Source organism: Burkholderia sp. MSMB1588, from assembly GCF_001546925.1.
Lineage (GTDB): Bacteria > Pseudomonadota > Gammaproteobacteria > Burkholderiales > Burkholderiaceae > Burkholderia > Burkholderia humptydooensis.
In genome coordinates this window covers 87,324-105,670 of sequence record NZ_CM003770.1, presented here as the reverse complement: position 1 = coordinate 105,670, position 18,347 = coordinate 87,324, and the positions used below count along the sequence as shown (strand labels likewise).

At 69.5% G+C, this 18,347-nt stretch carries 6 protein-coding genes; all 6 read left to right on the top strand.

The features are described from left to right. The first annotated feature begins 304 nt into the window (after positions 1-304). From WS92_RS00325 to WS92_RS00300, 6 genes are read left to right on the top strand one after another with little or no spacing between them, the layout of a single operon-like run. On the top strand, positions 305-11,422 hold the full coding sequence (locus WS92_RS00325; RefSeq protein ID WP_059931495.1) for a hybrid non-ribosomal peptide synthetase/type I polyketide synthase: 11,118 nt from the start codon (positions 305-307) through the stop codon (positions 11,420-11,422). 1 nt (position 11,423) lies between these two features. After that, positions 11,424-12,029 carry a c-type cytochrome gene (locus WS92_RS00320; protein ID WP_015603934.1) on the top strand — a complete coding sequence of 202 codons (606 nt, stop codon included), beginning with the start codon at positions 11,424-11,426 and terminating at the stop codon, positions 12,027-12,029. Beyond that, positions 12,026-13,567, top strand: coding sequence for a serine hydrolase domain-containing protein (locus tag WS92_RS00315; RefSeq protein WP_059931498.1), 1,542 nt, complete (start codon positions 12,026-12,028; stop codon positions 13,565-13,567). Before WS92_RS00320 ends, WS92_RS00315 begins: the two co-directional genes overlap by 4 nt. A gap of 57 nt (positions 13,568-13,624) precedes the next feature. Next, positions 13,625-14,086, top strand: coding sequence for an antibiotic biosynthesis monooxygenase family protein (locus WS92_RS00310; RefSeq protein WP_059931500.1), 462 nt, complete (start codon positions 13,625-13,627; stop codon positions 14,084-14,086). A 3-nt stretch (positions 14,087-14,089) separates the two neighbouring features. After that, positions 14,090-15,070, top strand: a complete 981-nt coding sequence (locus tag WS92_RS00305) for a nitroreductase family protein (protein WP_006029585.1) — start codon at positions 14,090-14,092, stop codon at positions 15,068-15,070. After that, a complete protein-coding gene (locus tag WS92_RS00300) occupies positions 15,067-18,324 on the top strand; it encodes a non-ribosomal peptide synthetase (protein WP_059931502.1) in 3,258 nt (1,085 codons plus the stop codon). The genes WS92_RS00305 and WS92_RS00300 overlap by 4 nt, the downstream gene beginning before the upstream one ends. Positions 18,325-18,347 lie beyond the last annotated feature (23 nt).

Below are 18,347 nucleotides of genomic sequence, written 5' to 3'. Positions count from 1 at the left end.
ATAAGAGGGTGGGCAGTCGTATGTCAGGGAGACGTAATGCCACGATAGAGTAGCCGATTCAATTTGTAATTGCTATTGGTAGCGAGAATGATTTGCGTTTCTTGAGGCCTCTATGTCATACTCCTGCGCGACTTACATGTCGTAAGCGGCCTCGTAAAGCCGGGGCGGCGGCATGGGGGAAAGAAGCGGCTGCCTTATTTTTTGAGTGAACGGCCGACGGCGAGAGGCGCGGGCAGTCAATGTCCGCGGGGCGGCAGAGCGGCGTGTGCGGGCGTAGACACGATACGAGCGGGATCGAGTCAGAATGCAAGAGAATCAGGGGCTTACGCTGTCCGGCGAGCATGGAGCGATCGCCATTGTCGGCATCGCGTGCCGCTTTCCGGGCGTGAGCGATGTCCAGGCATTCTGGCGTTTTCTGCTGGAAAGCCGCAGCGCTATTCGCCTGCTGTCCGACGACGCATTGCGTTCCGCCGGAGTTACGCCGGAAGTTCTTGCCGATAGCGCTTATGTCAGGGCGAATGGCAGCCTTGATAATGCGCTCGATTTCGACGCCGCGTTTTTCGGCTATGCGCCCGAAGAAGCGGCCTTGCTGGATCCACAGCAGCGCATCTTTCTCGAAACCTGTTGGCATGCTCTCGAAGACGCCGCGCTCGCGGACGATAAAGACGAGCGGATTGGCGTATATGGCGGCGTCGGCTTTAACACCTATCTTGTCACGCATTTGTCAAATGATCTGCGCAAATGGAGTGGACTCGACCGGTGGCGCGCCGGTATTGCCAATGACAAGGATACGGCCACTTCAAGAGTGGCTTATAAACTCGATTTAGATGGCCCGGCAGTCACGGTGCAGAGCGCCTGCTCGACGTCGCTGGTCGCCGTGCATTTGGCGTGCCAATCGATTCTCGACGGCGATTGCGACGTCGCATTGGCGGGCGGCGCGAGCGTTCATTTTCCGTTGCAGCAGGGCTATCGCCATTTCGCGGACGGCATCGAGGCGCGGGACGGCGTGTGCCGGCCATTCGCGCGCGATGCGGGCGGGACGGTTTTCAGCGATGGCGTCGGCGTGGTCGTGCTGCGGAGATGCGCGGACGCACGCGCGGCCGGCGACCGCATCTACGCGGTGATTCGCGGGTCGGCCGTCAACAACGATGGGGCCGACAAGGCGGGATACATCGCGCCCGGCGAGCGCGGGCAGGCCGAAGTGATTCGCATGGCGCACGCGGTGGCGGGCGTGAGCGGCGACGACATCGATTACGTCGAAGCGCATGGCACCGGCACGGCGGTCGGCGACCGCATCGAATTGCGCGCGCTCGATCAGGCGTTCGGCGCGGCCGGATCGTCTGGGCGGCGCTGCCTGCTCGGCTCGGTGAAGGGCAATCTTGGGCACACGGACAACGCGGCCGGCATCGCCGGGCTGATCAAGACCGCGTTGAGCCTGCATCACGGCGTGCTGCCGCCGACGCTGAATGTCTCCAGCGAAACCGCGGCCCTTCCGACCGATGGACGATTCTCGATTTGCGACCAAGTCGCGCCGTGGCCGCGCGGAACGCGCGCGCGGCTGGCTGGCGTCAGTTCGTTCGGCATCGGCGGCACGAACGCGCACGTCGTGCTGCAGGAGGCGCCTGACACGAGCGGCGACGCGGCATGTGCGGGATGCGACGGCGCGATGCAGGCGATGCCGCTCGTCGCGCCGCATGTCGATTCGCTGCTGCGTTACCTGGACGTGCTCGTCGAGGCGACGCGCGCTGCGCCGCCGGCCGGGTTGCCGGACCTCGCCCACACGCTGCAGCGCAGGCGCGGGCGGGGCCGTCATCGCGGCGTGTTGCTGGCGCGGCGCGATGGCGTGCGCGGCGATCTTTCCTGTTTGCGCATCGTGGGCGCCGAACCGGCGCCGGACGTCGCGCCGGGTGTGATCTGGGCGTTTTCCGGCGAATGCATGCCGTTCGCCGGCGCTGGCGCGACGTCCTATCGCAATGCGCCGGTGTTCGCGGCGAACCTCGACCGGCTGCTCGGCCGACTCGATGCACGCGCGGCGGCGCGGGTGCGGCAATGGTTGCTCGGCGGCCACGCGCATGCGGCGGACGAGACGCGCGTGCACGATGCGCGCAGTGCGTATCTGGCGACGTTCGTTCATGGCTACGCGCTGGCGCAGCATTACCTGGCATGCGGGGTGGCGCCGCGCGCGCTGCTGGGCGAAGGGATCGGCGAACTGATCGCCGCGACCGTATCCGGGATGTTCTCGCCGGACGATGCGCTCGAACTGGCGCAGTGCTGCGCGAACCGGCTCGCGCCGTCCGCGGCAACCTCGGCGACCTCGGCGGATGCCGATGGCGGGGCCGGCCGGCAACGCGACGTTGACGAGGCGGACGCGTGGCGCGCGTCGCCGTCATGGGCCGCCGCCTCGCTTGCCGAGGGTCTGCTGGATGTCGAGACGGCTCATCCGGCGATTCCCGTCGCATCGTGCGTCACGGGCGGCTGGCTGACGCGAAACGACGCGCGTCAGCCGTCGCACTGGGCGATGCGCGCCCATGCGCCCGCGCGCTTGGCAGACACGGTGCTGAGCGCACTGTCCGGCGGCGCGGCGATTCTTCAACGGATCGGCGTCGGGACCGCGCCGGACTCGCCGTTTGCACGGTGCCTCGACGCGCTTTCCTCGTGTACGGTCATCGCGGATGGGTTCGACGAAGCGGCAGGCGTGCGTCCGCTAGCCGAGCTGTGGACGCGCGGCGTCGATGTCGACTGGACCCGGCTGCATCGGTCCCGTCCGCGTCCGACGTCGGCGCCCGGCTATCCATTCAAGCGAACGACGCTGACGTATCAGGCGAAACCTGACGTGCCGCGCCCCGAAGCGGGCAAGAATGCCCACGTCGCGCATCTGCATTGGGTGCGCGATTCGCGTCGCCGGGTTCCCGCTCGCAGTTCAGGCCGGCTCCTGTGCGTCGCGGCGACGCCGTTGCCCGATACGTTGCGCGACAGTCTCGCCGCGATGGGCGAGCTCGACGTATGGATGCATGTGCCCGATGGCGTCGCGCACGATGCGCGCAGGGCCGCTTCGCAGTGCTTCGACTTCACCTCCGTCGCAGCGTGGCGGCGCGCGTGGGCCGGGCAAGCGGCAGCGAACGTTCCCGCGTCGCTGATCTATTTCGACGGCGCGGGTGCGACCGCGCTTCCGTTCGACACGTCGCTCGCCTGTGCGCTCGCATTCGCGAGCGCGATCGCGGCAGGGCCGACGGACGCGAAACAGGCGCTGCGCATTCACTGGATCTCGTCGGGACTGACTGACGCTGAAGGCGTGTCGCCGAGTGCCGACCGGGCCGCGATGTGGGGGCCTGCGCGCGTGCTGCCTCAGGAAACGTCAGGCGTCGTCTGCCGGGTGTACGACGTCGCGGGGGATTCCGATGGCATCGAACACGATGCGGGCTGGCGAACCGCCGCGGCCCTGATCGCGGCCGACGCGGACGCTGACGGCGCGTTCGCCGTCTTCGCCGTGCGCGGCGCGCGCGTGTACGCCCCGCGTATCGAAACCATGCCGGGAGGGTTCGACGAAGCGACCGCGACGCCCGGTCCGGTGTTGCGCACCGGCGGAACCTATCTGGTGACAGGCGGCGCGGGCGGAATCGGGCGAGCGCTGGCGGCATGGCTGGCAAGCGCCTATGGCGCGCGCGTGCTCGTGTGCGGGCGACGCGCGCAGACGGCGCTCGACGACTGGCGCGCCTTTTGCGAGCAGCATCCGTCCGTCGTCTACGTTCAGGCGGACGTCGAAAGCGACGCGCAACTCGCGCGGCTGGGCGACGGGATCGACGGCGGGCTGCACGCGATTCACGGTGTCTTCCACTGCGCGGGCGCGAGCGGCGAAGGCGTGCTGCTGACCAAGAAGCCCGACCAGGCCTGGCGACGCTGCGCGGCGAAAGTTCGCGGCGTGCAGGCGCTATGCCGGGTGTTCGCGCACGTGCCGCTCGATTTCATGGTGCTGGCCAGCTCGGTCAACGCCTGGCTCGGCGGCGTGGGGCAAGCCGAATACTGCTCGGCGAACGCGTATCTCGACGCGTTCGCACGAAGCCGCGCGACCCCGTGGCGCGTGCTGTCGATTGCCTGGGACACTTGGCTGGACACGGGCATGGCGCGCGCGTTGCGCGGCTGGTGCGGCGCGCGCCCCGCGTTGGCCGGCCGGTCCCGCGACGCCGGCAGCGTCGCTGCACACGTGGTCTTGCCGCGCGACGCATGGCTGTTGCGCGAACATCGGGTCGATGGTGTCGCGCTGTTGCCGGGAACCGCCCATATCGCACTGCTGCTGCGCGTGGCGCCAGATGCGGATCTGAGCGACGTCGCGCTGCTTGCGCCTGTGCTGGCGCCGGACGGCGCCGGGGTCGCGCTGTCGGTGTCGCGCGCGGATGCGTCCCGGAAGCTCGACGTCAGCGACGCGAGCGGCGCAGTGGTCTGCACGGCCGTTGCGACGCAGCCCGACGAGCTGATTCTGGACGACGTTCCGGCGCGCTGGATCGCGGCCTGTTCGGACGGGCGCGCCGCGCCGTGCGCGGTTCGGCTTCCCGCGCGCCTGAGCGTCGGCCCGCGCTGGAGCTGCCTGGGCGAGGTTCGCCGGTGCGGCGGCCTCTATCGCGTCGAATTGCGGGTCGACGCGCTGGACCGTGACTTCGACGAATGGCCCATGCATCCTGCGGTGATGGATGCCGCGCTGGCGCCGATCCAGTCATGCGCGGCCACGTTCTCCGTGCCGGTCGCATTCGGGCGGATTCGAGCGGTGGCATCGCTAGCCGCCGCGCGTTATAGCTACGTCGCGATTCGCGACGTAGCGCAAGAGTTCGTGCTCGCCGATGTCTGCGTGACGGATGCGCACGACGTGCCTTTGCTGGCGATGGCCGGCGTGCGTTTCGCGCCGCTCGACGAACGCGTGCTGCCCGCGCTGGCGATCGCGGGCGATGCGCTTTCTCACGGGTTGCCGGCGTCGACAGCGCTCGCGTCGCTCGAACGCCTCATCGACGGATGCGCGCTCGAAAGCCTGATCGTAGCCGCAGCGCCGGTCGCCGATCTGGCGAACCGGGTCGAGCAGCGCGCGCAGCGGTTCCGCACCCGCATCGCCGACCGGCCGAACGATGACGGACTCGCCGAGAGCGAGCGGGAGGCGATGCTCCGCGACATCGTCGCACGGCACCTCGGCCTCGAATCGGTCGCCGCCGACGCCAACTTCTTCGCGCTGGGAGGCGATTCGCTCAGCGGTCTGCTGGTGATCGAAAGCGCGCAAAAGGCGGGGTTCCGGATATCGCTCGCCGACCTGTATCGCGCGCCCACGATCGCACAGCTCGCCGGACTGAACGCGGCCGCGCCGCCCACCGGTCCGGCGCGGCGCGCCGAGCCGTTCGCGCTGCTGTCGGGCGACGATCGCCGGCGCGTGCCCGATGCGGCCGTCGATGCCTTTCCGCTGTCGGCGTTGCAGCAGGGCATCGTGTATTACCGGTCCCGTTACGGCGATGCGACGATCTACCGCGACGTGCTGTGGGCGGAACTCGAAAGCCGCGTGGCGTTCGAGCCCGCGCTGCTCGAACAGGCATGGTCGAGCTGCGTCGAACGGCATCCGGTATTGCGCACCGTCATCGACGCGTCGGGCTACAGCGAGCCGATGCAGATCGTCTATCCCGCGGGCGGCGCGTTCGTGACCGTCGAGGCGCTGCACGGGCGGACCGTGCGCGAATGGCTGGCGGAACGGACGCCGGCCGCACATTATCCGATCGGGCGGGCCGTCCACCTGTTCGCGCTGCCCGCCGGCCCCGTCCTGCATGTGCTGCTGCTGCTGGATGACGCGCTGCTCGACGGCTGGAGCGCCACGTCGCTGCTGGCGGAACTGGTGGCGCACTACGGTCGCCTCCTCGATGGCGACGCGCCAGTCCGTCCCGCGCCCCCTGCGCTCACCTTCCATGATTACGTGCGCCATGAACGCGACGTCGTGGCGCGCGACGACGCGCGCGCATTCTGGCGCGAACACCTGAAGGACTGCGCACCGAGCCGCGTGACGCGTGACGCGCCGTCCGCGGGGGGGCCGCCGCCCGACATCGTGATCCGTGAAATGCCCTTCGGCGCGGCCGGTTCCGTCGACGCCGTGGCACGCGCGCATGGCGCGACGCCGAAGGTCGTGCTGCTCGCCGCCTATCTGAGAGCCCTGTCGCTCTGGTGCGGGACACTGGATGTCGTCGTCGGGCTGGAGACGCACACCCGCGTCGAGACCGATGGCGGTGCGGAGGTACTGGGCCTGTATCTGAACACGGTGCCGTTGCGTCATGTGTTTGCATCGATGCCGGTTGGCGGCTATCTCGCGGCGCTGATGCGCACGGAGGCGCAGGTGATCGCGCACCGGCATCTGCCCTTGAGCGACATTCAGCGGCCCTGGTCCGTGGCGCTGTTCGACAACTGCTTCAACTACACGCACTTTCGCAAACTGCAGGCGATCGCCGACACCGGTGCGCTGGGCCGCGCGTTGCAGCTTCGCGGCTACTTCGGCGAAGAGAAGACCCACTATCCGTTCAAGCTGTGGGTGGACCGGGATGCCGCCACGGGTGCGTACCGGCTCTATCTGGCGTTTGATCGCGCGCGCGTCGCGCCGGAGCAGGCCGACGCGTTCGCGTTGCAGTTCGACGCGATCCTGAGCGCGTTCGCGCGGACCCCCGACGCGGATGTGCTGACGATCGGCGTCGCGCCGGTCACGCGGCTGGAGATGACGCCTTCGCGGCTGGCGGGCGCGCCGGTCGCCGTGCCGGAACTCGGCGACCTGTTTGAGCCGGCGTGGGCGGCACATGCCGCGCGGATCGCGCTACGCGAAGGCGACCGCGAGTACTCCTATCGCACGCTCGCCGCGTCGGTGCAGGTCATGGCCCGGCGCTTGCTGGATGCCGGCGACGCACGCGGCGCGATCGTCGCGATCATCGTGCCGCGCTCGTTTCGCTGGGTCGTGGCGCTGCTCGGCGTCATGAAGGCGGGCGCGACGGCGGTGCTGATCGACCCGCGGCTTCCCGCCGTGCGCATCGACGCAATGCTGCGTGCGAGCCAGCCCGCGTTCGTCATCGCGGACGAACTAGGGGCGGGCTGCGCGTTCCCGTCCGGGCGGCACGTTGCGCCGGTCGACGGCGTCTCGGACCCGGACCGGGTGGTCCTCGAACGCTGGCCGTCGGCAGGCGCGCTGCCGGCCTATCTGATCTTCACGTCCGGCAGCACGGGCGAGCCGAAGGGCGTCGTCGGCACGCGCGCCGGATTGAGCAACCGCATCGCGTGGCAACTGAAGCGCTATCCGCTCGAGCCGGGCGATGTCTGCCTGGCGAAGACGGCGGCGAGCTTTGTCGACGTGTTCTGCGAAGTACTCGGTCCATTGTGCGCGGGCGCGCTGCTGGTCCTGCCGGACGATGCCGAATGCCGCGATGCCGGGCGTATCGCTGAGCTGTTGCAGCAGCACCGCGTCACGCATCTCGTCGTGGTGCCGACCCTGCTCGAATCCCTGCTGACGCAGTTCGAACTGCGCCCATCGCGGCCCAGGCTGGCGTTGCGCCGCATCGCGGTGAGCGGCGAGCCGCTGACGCGTGGTCTCGCGCGACGCGTCCGCGCGCTGCTGCCCACGGTGCAATGCCTGAACCTGTATGGCAGCGCCGAGGTGGCGGCGGATGTCAGCGCTTTCGCACTGGATGCGTGCGCTGACTCCGACGATCCGGGACCGGGCGTTCCCGTCGGCGCGCCGCTCGACAACCTGTGCCTTCATGTCCTCGATGCGAACCTCGACCCGGCGCCGCCGGGAGGCGAGGGCGAGTTGTATGTGAGCGGCGCGGCGCTGGCGCACGGTTACCTCGGGCAGCCCGCGTTGACCGCCGAGCGCTTCATGCCGAATCCTTGGGCGCGCGAGCGCGGCGACAGCCGGCTGTTCCGCACCGGGGATCTCGCACGGGTCGGCCCGCACGGCGTGGAGATCGTCGGCCGGCGTGACCGGCAGATCAAGGTGCGCGGCGTGCGCGTCGATCTCGACGGTGTCGAGGCATGTCTCGAGCGCTTGCCGCGGGTGCGGCGCGCCGCCGTGATCGAGCAGCACGGCGTGCTGATCGCTTTCCTGCAGTGTGCGCCGGAATGCGATCCCGACGCGTGGCGGCAGGCGCTGCGCGCGCAGTTGAGCGCGGAGGCGCGGCCCGCGCAGTTCTGGCGGCTCGAGCAGATGCCGCTCACGCCGACCGGCAAGATCGATCGCGCGGCATTGCGCACGACGAGCGCGCGCCGTCTCGAAAGCGCCGCCGCGACCTCGCTGGACGACGTGGAGGCGGCGCTGGCCGGCCTGTGGCGCGAACTGTTGCCGGACGCGGACGTCACGCGGGACAGTCGCTTCGACGAAGCCGGCGGTCATTCGCTGTTGCTGCTGCAACTGGGCGGCCTGATCGAGCGCAGGTTCGGTTGCCGGCTGAGCGTTGCGGAGCTGCTGGCCGCGCCGACGTTGGCCGACGAGGCGCAACTGGTGCGCGCGCAACGAACCTCGGCGCCCGCCGCGACGCCGCTCGTCGGCGACCCGGTCGCGGAGGCCGTTCCGTTCGCGCCCACCCCGTTGCAGCAGGCGTACTGGATCGCGCGCCACCAGGCGGGATCCGACGGCGGCGGCAGCCATCTGTATCAGGAGTGGGAAATCGCGCGCCTCGACGCGGACCGGCTCACGCATGCGTGGAATCGGCTGATTGCGCGTCACGGCATGCTGCGCGCCTGGTTCGATGGCGACGGCCAGTTGTCGGTGCAGCCCGCGCGGCCGTATCGCATCGCTTGCCGGGACCTGCGCGACCTCGATCCGGCGCGCCAGGCGGCCGTGCTGCTGGAATGGCGCGAGCGGCACGCGTTCGCGCCGCTCCCGCTCGATGGCGGGCCGTTGTTTGATTTGCGCGTGTTCCGGCTCTCGGCCGAGATGGACATTCTCGTCGTCAAGGTGGACTTCCTGATCGCCGATGCGTGGAGCCTCGGCATGCTCGCGCGCGAATGTGCGACGCTCTATCGTGATCCGGACGCCGCGCTGCCGGCGCTCGACATTTCATTCCGCGACGTACTCGAGCACCGGCGCCGGCATGCCGATCCGGCCATACGGGACGCGGCGCGACGGTACTGGCGCGAACGGCTCGCGTCGTTGCCGGGGATGCCGGCATTGCCGGTGCGCAACGACGCCGATGCGCGTTTGCCGGTGATCAGGCGGCGCGCGCTCACGCTCGATGCCGATGCGCAGCGGGCGCTCGCGGCGCTCGCCGCCCGCGTTGGCGTGCCGGCGAGCAGCCTGTATCTCGCCGCTTACGTGGCGGTGCTGCAACGCTGGTCGGAGCGAAAGGCGTTTTCCATCACGCTGACCTGGTTCGACCGGCCGCCCGTTCACCCGCACGTCAATCGCGTGGCGGGGGATTTCACGTCGGTCCTGTGGCTCGAAATCGACGGCGCGCCCGCCGCGTCGTTCTTTGCGTTCGCGCGCGCGGTCCACGCGCGCCTGCTTGCGGACCTGGACCATCGCGACTATGGCGGCGTCGAAGTGGCCCGCGAAGCGCGGCACGCGTCGGCGACTCAGGACGCGATGCGCTATGTCTTTACGCATATCCCGGAACTCGACGGCGGCGCGGCGTCCTTCGCGTCGCTGGGCACGGAGCGCCACCGGATCACGCGCACGGCTGGCGTGTGGATCGACAACCAGGTGGTGGGCGAGGGCGGTCTGGTGCGCCTGCACTGGGACAGCGTCGACGAGCGGTTCGCGCCGGGCGTGATCGACGACATGTTCGCGGCCTACCGCGATCTGGTGATCGCGCTGACCGCCGCGCCGGACGAAGTGAACGCGCCGTCCGTCCGGCTGCCCGCCGCGCAACGCGCGCGCCGTCGCGCGACCGAACGCGAGAGCGAACCCGGCGAGGACTATCTGAGCCGGTTCGCGCGCCGATGCCGTGAGGCACCCGATGCGGCGGCCGTCATTGCGTCGGACCGCACGCTGACCTACGGCGCGCTGTGGACGCGCGCGACGCGGCTTGCCGCGCGCCTGACGCGCGAAGCCAACGGCGCGACGTGCGTGGCGCTCCATATGACGCCCGGCTGGCGCTATGCGGTAGCGGCGCTCGCCGTGCAACTGGCCGGTTTCGCGTACGTGCCGCTGTCGTTGCGCTGGCCGCGCGAGCGCGTGGCCCGTGTGATCGACCGGTACGGCATCCGGTATGCGTTCTCGGACGGCGCGGACCTGCCGTCGCGACCGGATCGGCCGGCGGTCCGGACGTTCCACGTTCCCGAGCGCGACGACGAGACCGATCTGGGCGAATTCCAGCCGGTCTTCGATTCCGCCGCGCTCGCGTATGTGATGTTCACGTCAGGCAGCAGCGGGGAGCCGAAGGGCGTCATGATGCGCCGCCACGCCGTGGCGAACACGCTGGACGACCTGCGCGCCCGCCTGCGGCTCGGCGCGGGCGACCGCGTGCTCGGTTTGTCCGATCCTGGCTTCGACCTGTCCGTGTTCGACCTGTTCGGCACGCTGTCGTCCGGCGCCGCGCTGGTGATGCCGGATGCGTCGGCGCGCATGGAGCCGGGGGCCTGGTGGGCGCTTTGCGTCGAACATCGGGTCACGATCTGGAACACCGCGCCCGCGTTGTTCGAACTGCTCGTCGACTATGCGAAGGGCAAGACCGCGCGGATCGGCACGCTGCCGCTGCGCTGGGTGATGCTGAGCGGCGACTGGATCGCACTGCATCTGCCGGACGCGCTGCGAGAGCTCGCGCCGGGCGCGCGCTTCCTGTCGCTCGGCGGCGCGACCGAGGCGGGCATCTGGTCGGTGTCCTTTCCCGTGGCCACGGTGGCCCCCGACTGGACCCGCATCCCATACGGCATGCCGCTGCGCGGACAGCGCTGCGACATCGTGGACAGCTTTGGCCTGTCCTGTCCGGATGGCGTCGCCGGTGAACTGACGATCGCGGGCGCGAGCCTGAGCGACGGATACTGGCAGCGCGACGATCTGACCGCGCAGGCCTTCGTCGTCGACGCGCTGACCGGCGAACGCCGCTACCGGACGGGCGACCTCGCGCGCTATCGGGCCGACGGCGTGATCGAACTGCTCGGACGCATCGATTCACAGGTCAAGATCGCCGGTCATCGGATCGAGTGCGCGGAGATCGAGCATGTGATCGGCGCGTGCGGCGGGGTGTCCCGCGCCGTCGTGGTGCCGGTCGCGGGCCGCGCGGGCGTGGTCGAACTGCATGCGGTATTGCAGGCCGACGACGCACTGTCGACGGAGCGCATCCGGCTGCATTGCGGCGAACGACTGCCGGCGTACATGGTGCCGCGGCATTGGCATCGCGGCATGGCAATTCCGCTGAACGACAACGGCAAGCTCGATCGGCGCGTCATGCGCGAACGCATCGAAGCGGCACTCATGGAGGCTGAATGACATGGCGCGATTCGCGCACTGGACGATTCATCGGACGCACGGCGCGCTGCGCCGCGCGGTGTACGCGAGCCTGCTCGTCTGCGCGTCGCAGTCGGCGGTCGCGGACGATAACCGCTATCACGTGAAGGACTGCATGTCCTGTCACGACACGGCGGGCGGACACGACAGGGCGATACCGGTCATTCTCGGGCAGAAAAAAGGCTATCTCGTCAGCCGGCTCGACGCGTTTCGCCACCCCGGGGCCGACGGCAGTCTCATGCCGCGTCTGATGCCGGCGTTCACGCCGCAAGAAATCGACCAGCTCGCGACGTATCTGGCGTCGCAGCGCTCCGGCCTGCTGCCGTCGACTGGCGCGGGCGCCGGCACGGCCGGCATCGGCTTTGCGCGTTATCAGCAGCATTGCGCCGTTTGCCACGAGCAGGCGGCCGACAGTCCGCTGCTGCGAGGGCAGGGCCGCGCGTACCTCGTCGGCGCGCTGCGCGATTTCGTCTACGGTCGGCGCGGCATGCCCGACAGGATGCGCGACAGCCTGAATGCGCTGTCGGCCGACGATCTGAATGCCGTGATCGGCTTTCTGACAACTTCTTCGAACAGGAAAGACCAGTGAAACGTTCGTCTGTTGCCTCCCGCTCGCCGCGCGCGCCGCGTCTCCTCGACCTGCTGCCGGCGCAGCGCTACTTGCAGGGTGTCGCGCTGAGCGCCGCGCTGTCCGGCGCGCCGCTTGCCGCGCTCGCCGCCGACAACCCGCCGGACGGCCCCAGCCCGGCCTTCATCGGCGCGTCGACCTACGCCAAGATCATGTGCTCCGGTCTCTTCGTTGCCGGACTCGACGAACGGCAGATCCGCACGCAGGATCTGGCCGATCTGCCGCCGATCCCGGTGGAGATCGATCGCGACCGCCGCGCGGTCTCCGCGAGCCTGGGCCCGGTGAAGCGCACCGCCCGCTATCGGGACGGGCTCGGCTGCACGCTCGACAACGCGGTGTCCCCCGCGCTGACGCGCGCGGCGTCGCCGAAACCTTATCCGCAGGTGGGCGAAGCCAGCGCGACCCATCCCGCGCCGCTCGCGGCCGCTCCGCTCCCGGCGCTGATCCCCGCGCTGGACCATGCGTTCGACGAGAACGATTCCGCGCTGCTGAAGAATACGCGCGCGGTGCTGGTCATGCATCGCGGCAGGATCGTTGCGGAGCGATATGCGCAGGGCGTCACGATGGATACGCCGCTGCCGGGTTATTCGATGGTGAAGGGCGTCGCCAATCTGCTGACCGGGACGCTCGTGCGGCGCGGGTGGCTGACGCTCGCGCAACAGGACCTTCGGCAGGAATGGCGCGGCGCGCCCGACGACGCGCGCCGGCAGATTTCCGTCGATCAACTGCTGCGCATGACGTCGGGACTCGCGTGGAGCGAAAGCTATCTCGGCACGCGCTCGGATCTGATGAAGATGCTGACCGCGGCGCACGATCCCGCGGCGTACGCGGCGGCCAAGCCGCTGGCCGCGCGCGAGGACGCCGCCGGTGCGCCGAAGCCGCTCCCGGACGCGCAGCGTTTCGAATCGGTGCTCGGCCCGGCGAAGAGTCTGACGCCCCGCGACGTTGCGCGGACTATGCTGCCCGGCGAGGCATGGCGCTACTCGGGCGGCTCGTACGAAATCCTGTCGGCCGTGCTTGCGGATTCGTTGCGCGCACACCGGGAAGACCCGCTCGTCTATCCATATCGCGCGCTGCTTGGTCCGCTGGGCATGACGAGCGCGGTGCTGGAAGCGGCGCCGGACGGCAACTACATGCTGTCGTCGTTCATGCTCGCGACCGCCCGCGACTGGGGCCGGCTCGGCCAGTTCCTGCTCGATCAGTCGCGCAACAGCGCGCGCGCCGGCGAACTGCTGCCCGCGAACTGGCTGAAGGACAGCCTGCGCCCGACGCTTGCGCGGAACATGCCGATCGGCACGGAAGTCGGCGCCGGCTACTGGCTCAATTCCCTGGGTCCGGAGGTGTCGCACGGCGCGTTCTATCTCGGCGGCTTCCAGGGCCAGTTCGTGATCGTCGTTCCGGACCAGGATCTCGTGGTGGTGAGGCTGGGCGCGACCTCGGCGGACGGCAACTGGATGGCCCGCAAAGTGCTGGAGGACATCGTGCCCCGCCTGGACTGATCCGGCGCATCGTCGCCGATCGTATTCCGTCACCCCTCGATACGTCATGAGAAAACCATGAAGACCCGCATTGGCAAGGCAATCCTGCTGCTGGCCGCGCTCGCCGGCGTTCCGGCCTGCGCGCAAACCGCGACGAGCGCGGCCGACTCAAACGCGCCCGTCGCTTCCATCGCCAGCATTTACGTGACGCCGGGCAAGCGCGCGCAATTCGAGGCACTGTACGAACAGCGCTACGCCGGCGCCCTCGGGCGCACGGACGGCCTGCTCGAATCCTATCTCCTGGCGCCGCTCGCCGACGACAACGCAGCGCCCTTCAAGCACTTTACGATCTGGCGCGATCGGGCGTCCTACGACAAGTTCTTCGCGAAGGTGACGAGCGGCGAGCATCCGGCCGGTGCGAAAAGCAGCTATGGCGGCGAAGGCGACCTGTATACGCGGCGTCCGATTTACGAACTGTACGCGGTGCCCGTTCACCGCAACGCGGCGAGCACGGCGACCGCCGCCGGCGCGGCGAACTGAGCGATGATGGACGCATCGCTTGCATCGCCGTCGGCCGGTTCGCCCATCGTCGGCGAAGGTTCCGATGGCGCGTCGTCGACCCTCGCGCAGATCCGGCAGATCGTCGAATCGGTGCTGGGCGTGGCCGTGCCCGACCACGACACGAACATCATCGGCCTCGGCGCCAACTCGATGGAGCTGGTGCGCATCATCAACCGCATCGAGGACAGCACCGGCGTGCGCATCGGCTTCGACGCGCTGAATTTCTCGCCGTCCGTCGCGATGCTGGCGGCAAGCGTCGATGCGGCGCGAGGAGACGCGGTCGCGCCGCCGGCGCCTCCTGATGCGGCGGACATCGGCGGCGCGGACGAGCGGCGCGTCGGGCCGGTGATCGACGCGCTTCGCGACGACGCCGGTTGGCCGGTCGTGCGTCTCGCGGTCGATGCATCGGACAGTCCGTGCGCCGGCAGCGTCCGGACGTTTCGCGAGACGCCGTTGGAACTCGCGCAGTTGGCGCGGCTGCTGGGCGTGCTCGCACAAACGGATGCGAACTCGCCGCGCCGCGCCGCCTACGCGTCGGCCGGCGCGCGCTATCCAGTGCAGGCCTATCTGTACGTCAAGGCTGGCGCCGTCGCGGGTCTGTCATGCGGCCTGTATTACTTCCATCCGACGCGCGGAGAGCTGTGGCTGCTGGCGCCCGATCTCGTGATCGATGGCTCGCTGTACGACCCGTTGCTCAACGCGGAGATCCATCGGCAGGCCGCGTTTTCGATTCATCTGGTGTCGCGGCCGGCCGCCATCGAACCGATGTACGGCGCACGCGCGCGCGACTACAGCCTGCTCGAAGCGGGGGCGATGGCGCAGTTGCTGCGCATGCGCGCCCCGTCCTGCGGCATCGGCCTGTGCGCGATCGGCGATTTCGCGTTCGAGCCGGTGCGCGGCTGGTTCGAACTCGACGAGGGGCAGGCGTGTCTGCACACGCTGCTCGGAGGCTTGGCGCCGTGAATCACGCGCAGACGCGGGACGGCTATCCGCTTTCCGTCAACCAGCAATTGCTGTGGCGCTATCAGTCCATGTTTCCGGACGCGGCGACGTACGCGATGCTGGGCATTGCGCGTGCGCGCACGGTGCCGGACATCGCGTCGCTGCGGCGCGCGTATCGGCGCCTCGTCGAACGTCATGAGATTCTCCGGTGCCGGATCGGCGACGGAGCGAGCGGGCTCGCCGCGTATCCGCTCGACCTCGGGCGGATCGGGGATGACGATTTGTTGCCGCTCGAACCGGCGCAGGACTGGTCCAGCGAGCGCCTGGCGGCCTTCATCGACGCGCGCTTTGCGCGCGCGCACGCCGTCGGCGACGTGGCGTTGTTTCGCTGCGTGGCGGTCCTTGCGTCCCGCGCGGCGGCGGACGGCCTGACTCTGAACGGCGCGCGGGTGTGCGCGCCGCTCGGCGATCCGGCGGCCGGGACAGTCGCGCTGCTCGTGTTCACCGCGCATCACATCGTGGTGGATTTCCTGTCGTTTCCGCTGATTCTGCGAGAGCTGGACACGCACTACGCGGACGAGACCGCGGCTGCGTCGCGGACGCGGCGCGCCTTTCAGGCCGACGCGAATTTCCGGCGGCTCGCGACCTGGGAGCGCGACTGGCTCGACAGCGCCGATGCGCGCGCGCGCGCCGACGCGTACGCGGTTCATCTGGTTCAGCCGGCAGAACTGCTGTCGTTCGGCGGCGCGCCCGCGGCGCGGCCCGCGAACCGGACCGAACGCGAATACCGCTTCGCCTTGCCGAACGCTGTCCGTGATTCGCTGGCGGTCTGCGCGCGCACGCACGGCGTGACGCCATATGTTGCGATGCTGTCGGTGTTTCAACTGCTGCTGCACGTTCATTGCGCGTCGGACGACGTCAGCGTGGCCACGCCGGTTCACGGCCGGACCCGCGCATTCAGCCGGACGATCGGCTATTTCGCGAATGCGTTGCCGGTTCGCCAGCGCATCGACGCGCGCGACACCTTTGCCGATCTCCTGCTGCGCAATCGCGATGCGTTGCGCGGCGGACTGCGTGCGGCGCCGGTGCCGTTTCCCGCGCTGTGCGAACGCGCCGGCGTGCGCGAGGTGAGCCCCGGCATGACCGCATTCACGCAGGTCGGGCTGGTGTGGAATGTGATGCCGGAGCCGGATGCCGACGCATGGCTCGACACGCAGCATGTCGAGCAGCATGGGACGCCATACGATCTGGCACTGACCGTCTACGTGCGGAGCGACGGGTGGACCTGCGGACTGAAGCACGACGCCGCGATGGTGCCCCGGCATTTCGTCGAGCGATGCGTCGCCGACCTGCCGCGTTTCGCGTTGCTGCTCGCCGGCGCGCCGGCGACGCCATGTGGTGAGCTTGCGTTCGTGCAGCCACCGGACTGGCATTGCCGGGAACCGGTCGCGCCGGCGCCGCCGGCCGATTTCATCGAAGCCGCGTTGCGCGCGCATGCGCGCCGCGCGCCGGATGCGATCGCGCTGCGCGACGGCAAGCAGCGTCTGTCGCGCGACGAATTGATGCGCGTCACGCATCGCATGGCCCTCGCGCTCAGGCAACTCGCGCCGGCGGGCGGTCCCGTCGGCATCCTGATGGAACGCGGCGTCGATGCCGCGTTGGCGGTGATCGCGGGATTCCGGGCCGGGATTGCCGTCGCGCCGCTGCATCCCGATCAATCCGCCGCCTGGCTGGCCCGCGCATGCCGGGATGCCGGCGTGCGCCACCTCGTGTGTTTGGCCGCGCACGCCGGACTGGCCGCGTCGATGCCGGCGCCGACGCTCGCTTATTCGCGGTGGCGGGCGCTGGCCGAGCAGGTCGGCGACGCCGCGCTGCCCAGCCCCGATCCGCTCGATACCGCGTATGTGATCCATACATCGGGGTCGTCTGGCCTGCCCAAGGGCGTCGCGGTGAGCCGGAACAGCCTGCAGCACCTGCTGGCGGCGAGCCGGTTCATGTTCGACGTCGCCGATGCGCACTGGACGCTCGCGCATCATCCGAGCTTCGATTTTTCGATGTGGGAGTTGTGGGGGCCGCTTGCTTACGGCGGCGCGCTGACCGTGCTCGGCGAGCGGGAAGCGGCCTCGCCCGACGCGCTGTACGACGCGCTCGTGCGCGACGGCATCACGCACATGGGACTGACGCCGGCCGCCTGCCGTCTGCTGCTGCCGGTGCTGGACCGGTGCGGCGTGCGGACCCTGAAGGTCGTGTGCGTCGGCGGCGCTGCCGTCGACGGTGCGCTCGTCAACCGGCTCGCGTCGCTCGGCGTCGACGCGTGGACCTTTTACGGCCCGACGGAAGCGACGGTCTGGGCCACGTGCGCGCGGCTGCGCGCCGACGACGAGGACGCGCGGATCGGTTATCCGCTCGCGGGCATGCGCGCCTATGTGCTCGACGAACGACTTCGGTGGGCGCCGGAGCGTCAGACCGGCGAGCTCTATCTTGGCGGGCCGCAGTTGACGCGTTACCTGGGCGCGCCCGGCGCGACAGCAGCCGCGTTCGTGCCCGATCCGTGGCGGTCGGGCGAACGCATGTATCGCACCGGCGACCGCGTCCGCTATTCGCGCGACGGCGGATTGCTGTTCGTCGGACGGGCAGACCGGCAGGTCAAGATCAATGGCTATCGCGTCGAGCTTGATGCCGTGTCGCACGCACTGTCGGCGTGTCCCGGGATCGCGCAGGTCGGCTGCGCGCATCTTCCGGATGACGGCGTCGGCGCACTGTATACGTCGTCGGATGGCCAGCCGATTCCACTCGCGACGCTGGCCGGCTTCGCGCGCGAGACCTTGCCGCGTTATCTGTTGCCGATACGTTTCGTTCATCGGCCGACGTTCCCGCTGACGCGCAACGGCAAGCCCGATCTCGATGCGATCCAGGCCGAACTGGAGCGGGCGGCGGGTGCGTCGGCGTCCGATGCCCCGTCACTTGACGAAGCCCGGTTGCGGGCGGATATCGTGCACGCGCTCGAAGAAGATCTGGGCCGCTCGGACGTGACCGTCGACGCGAATTTTCACGAACTGGGCGCGACGTCGATCGTGCTGTCGAGGGTGTACGCGCGGCTCGCGCCGCGCGTTGCGACGCGCATCGAACTGGCCGATCTATACGCCTTTCCTACGGCCCGGCGGCTCGCGCACTGGCTTGCATCGGGCGAGCGCGACGCACCCGCGCCGCAGACGCGCGCGCCGTCCCAATGGCACACGCGGCGTTCACGGCTCGCACGGAACCGACCGGAATGATTGAGATGAACAGGAGCGGACAC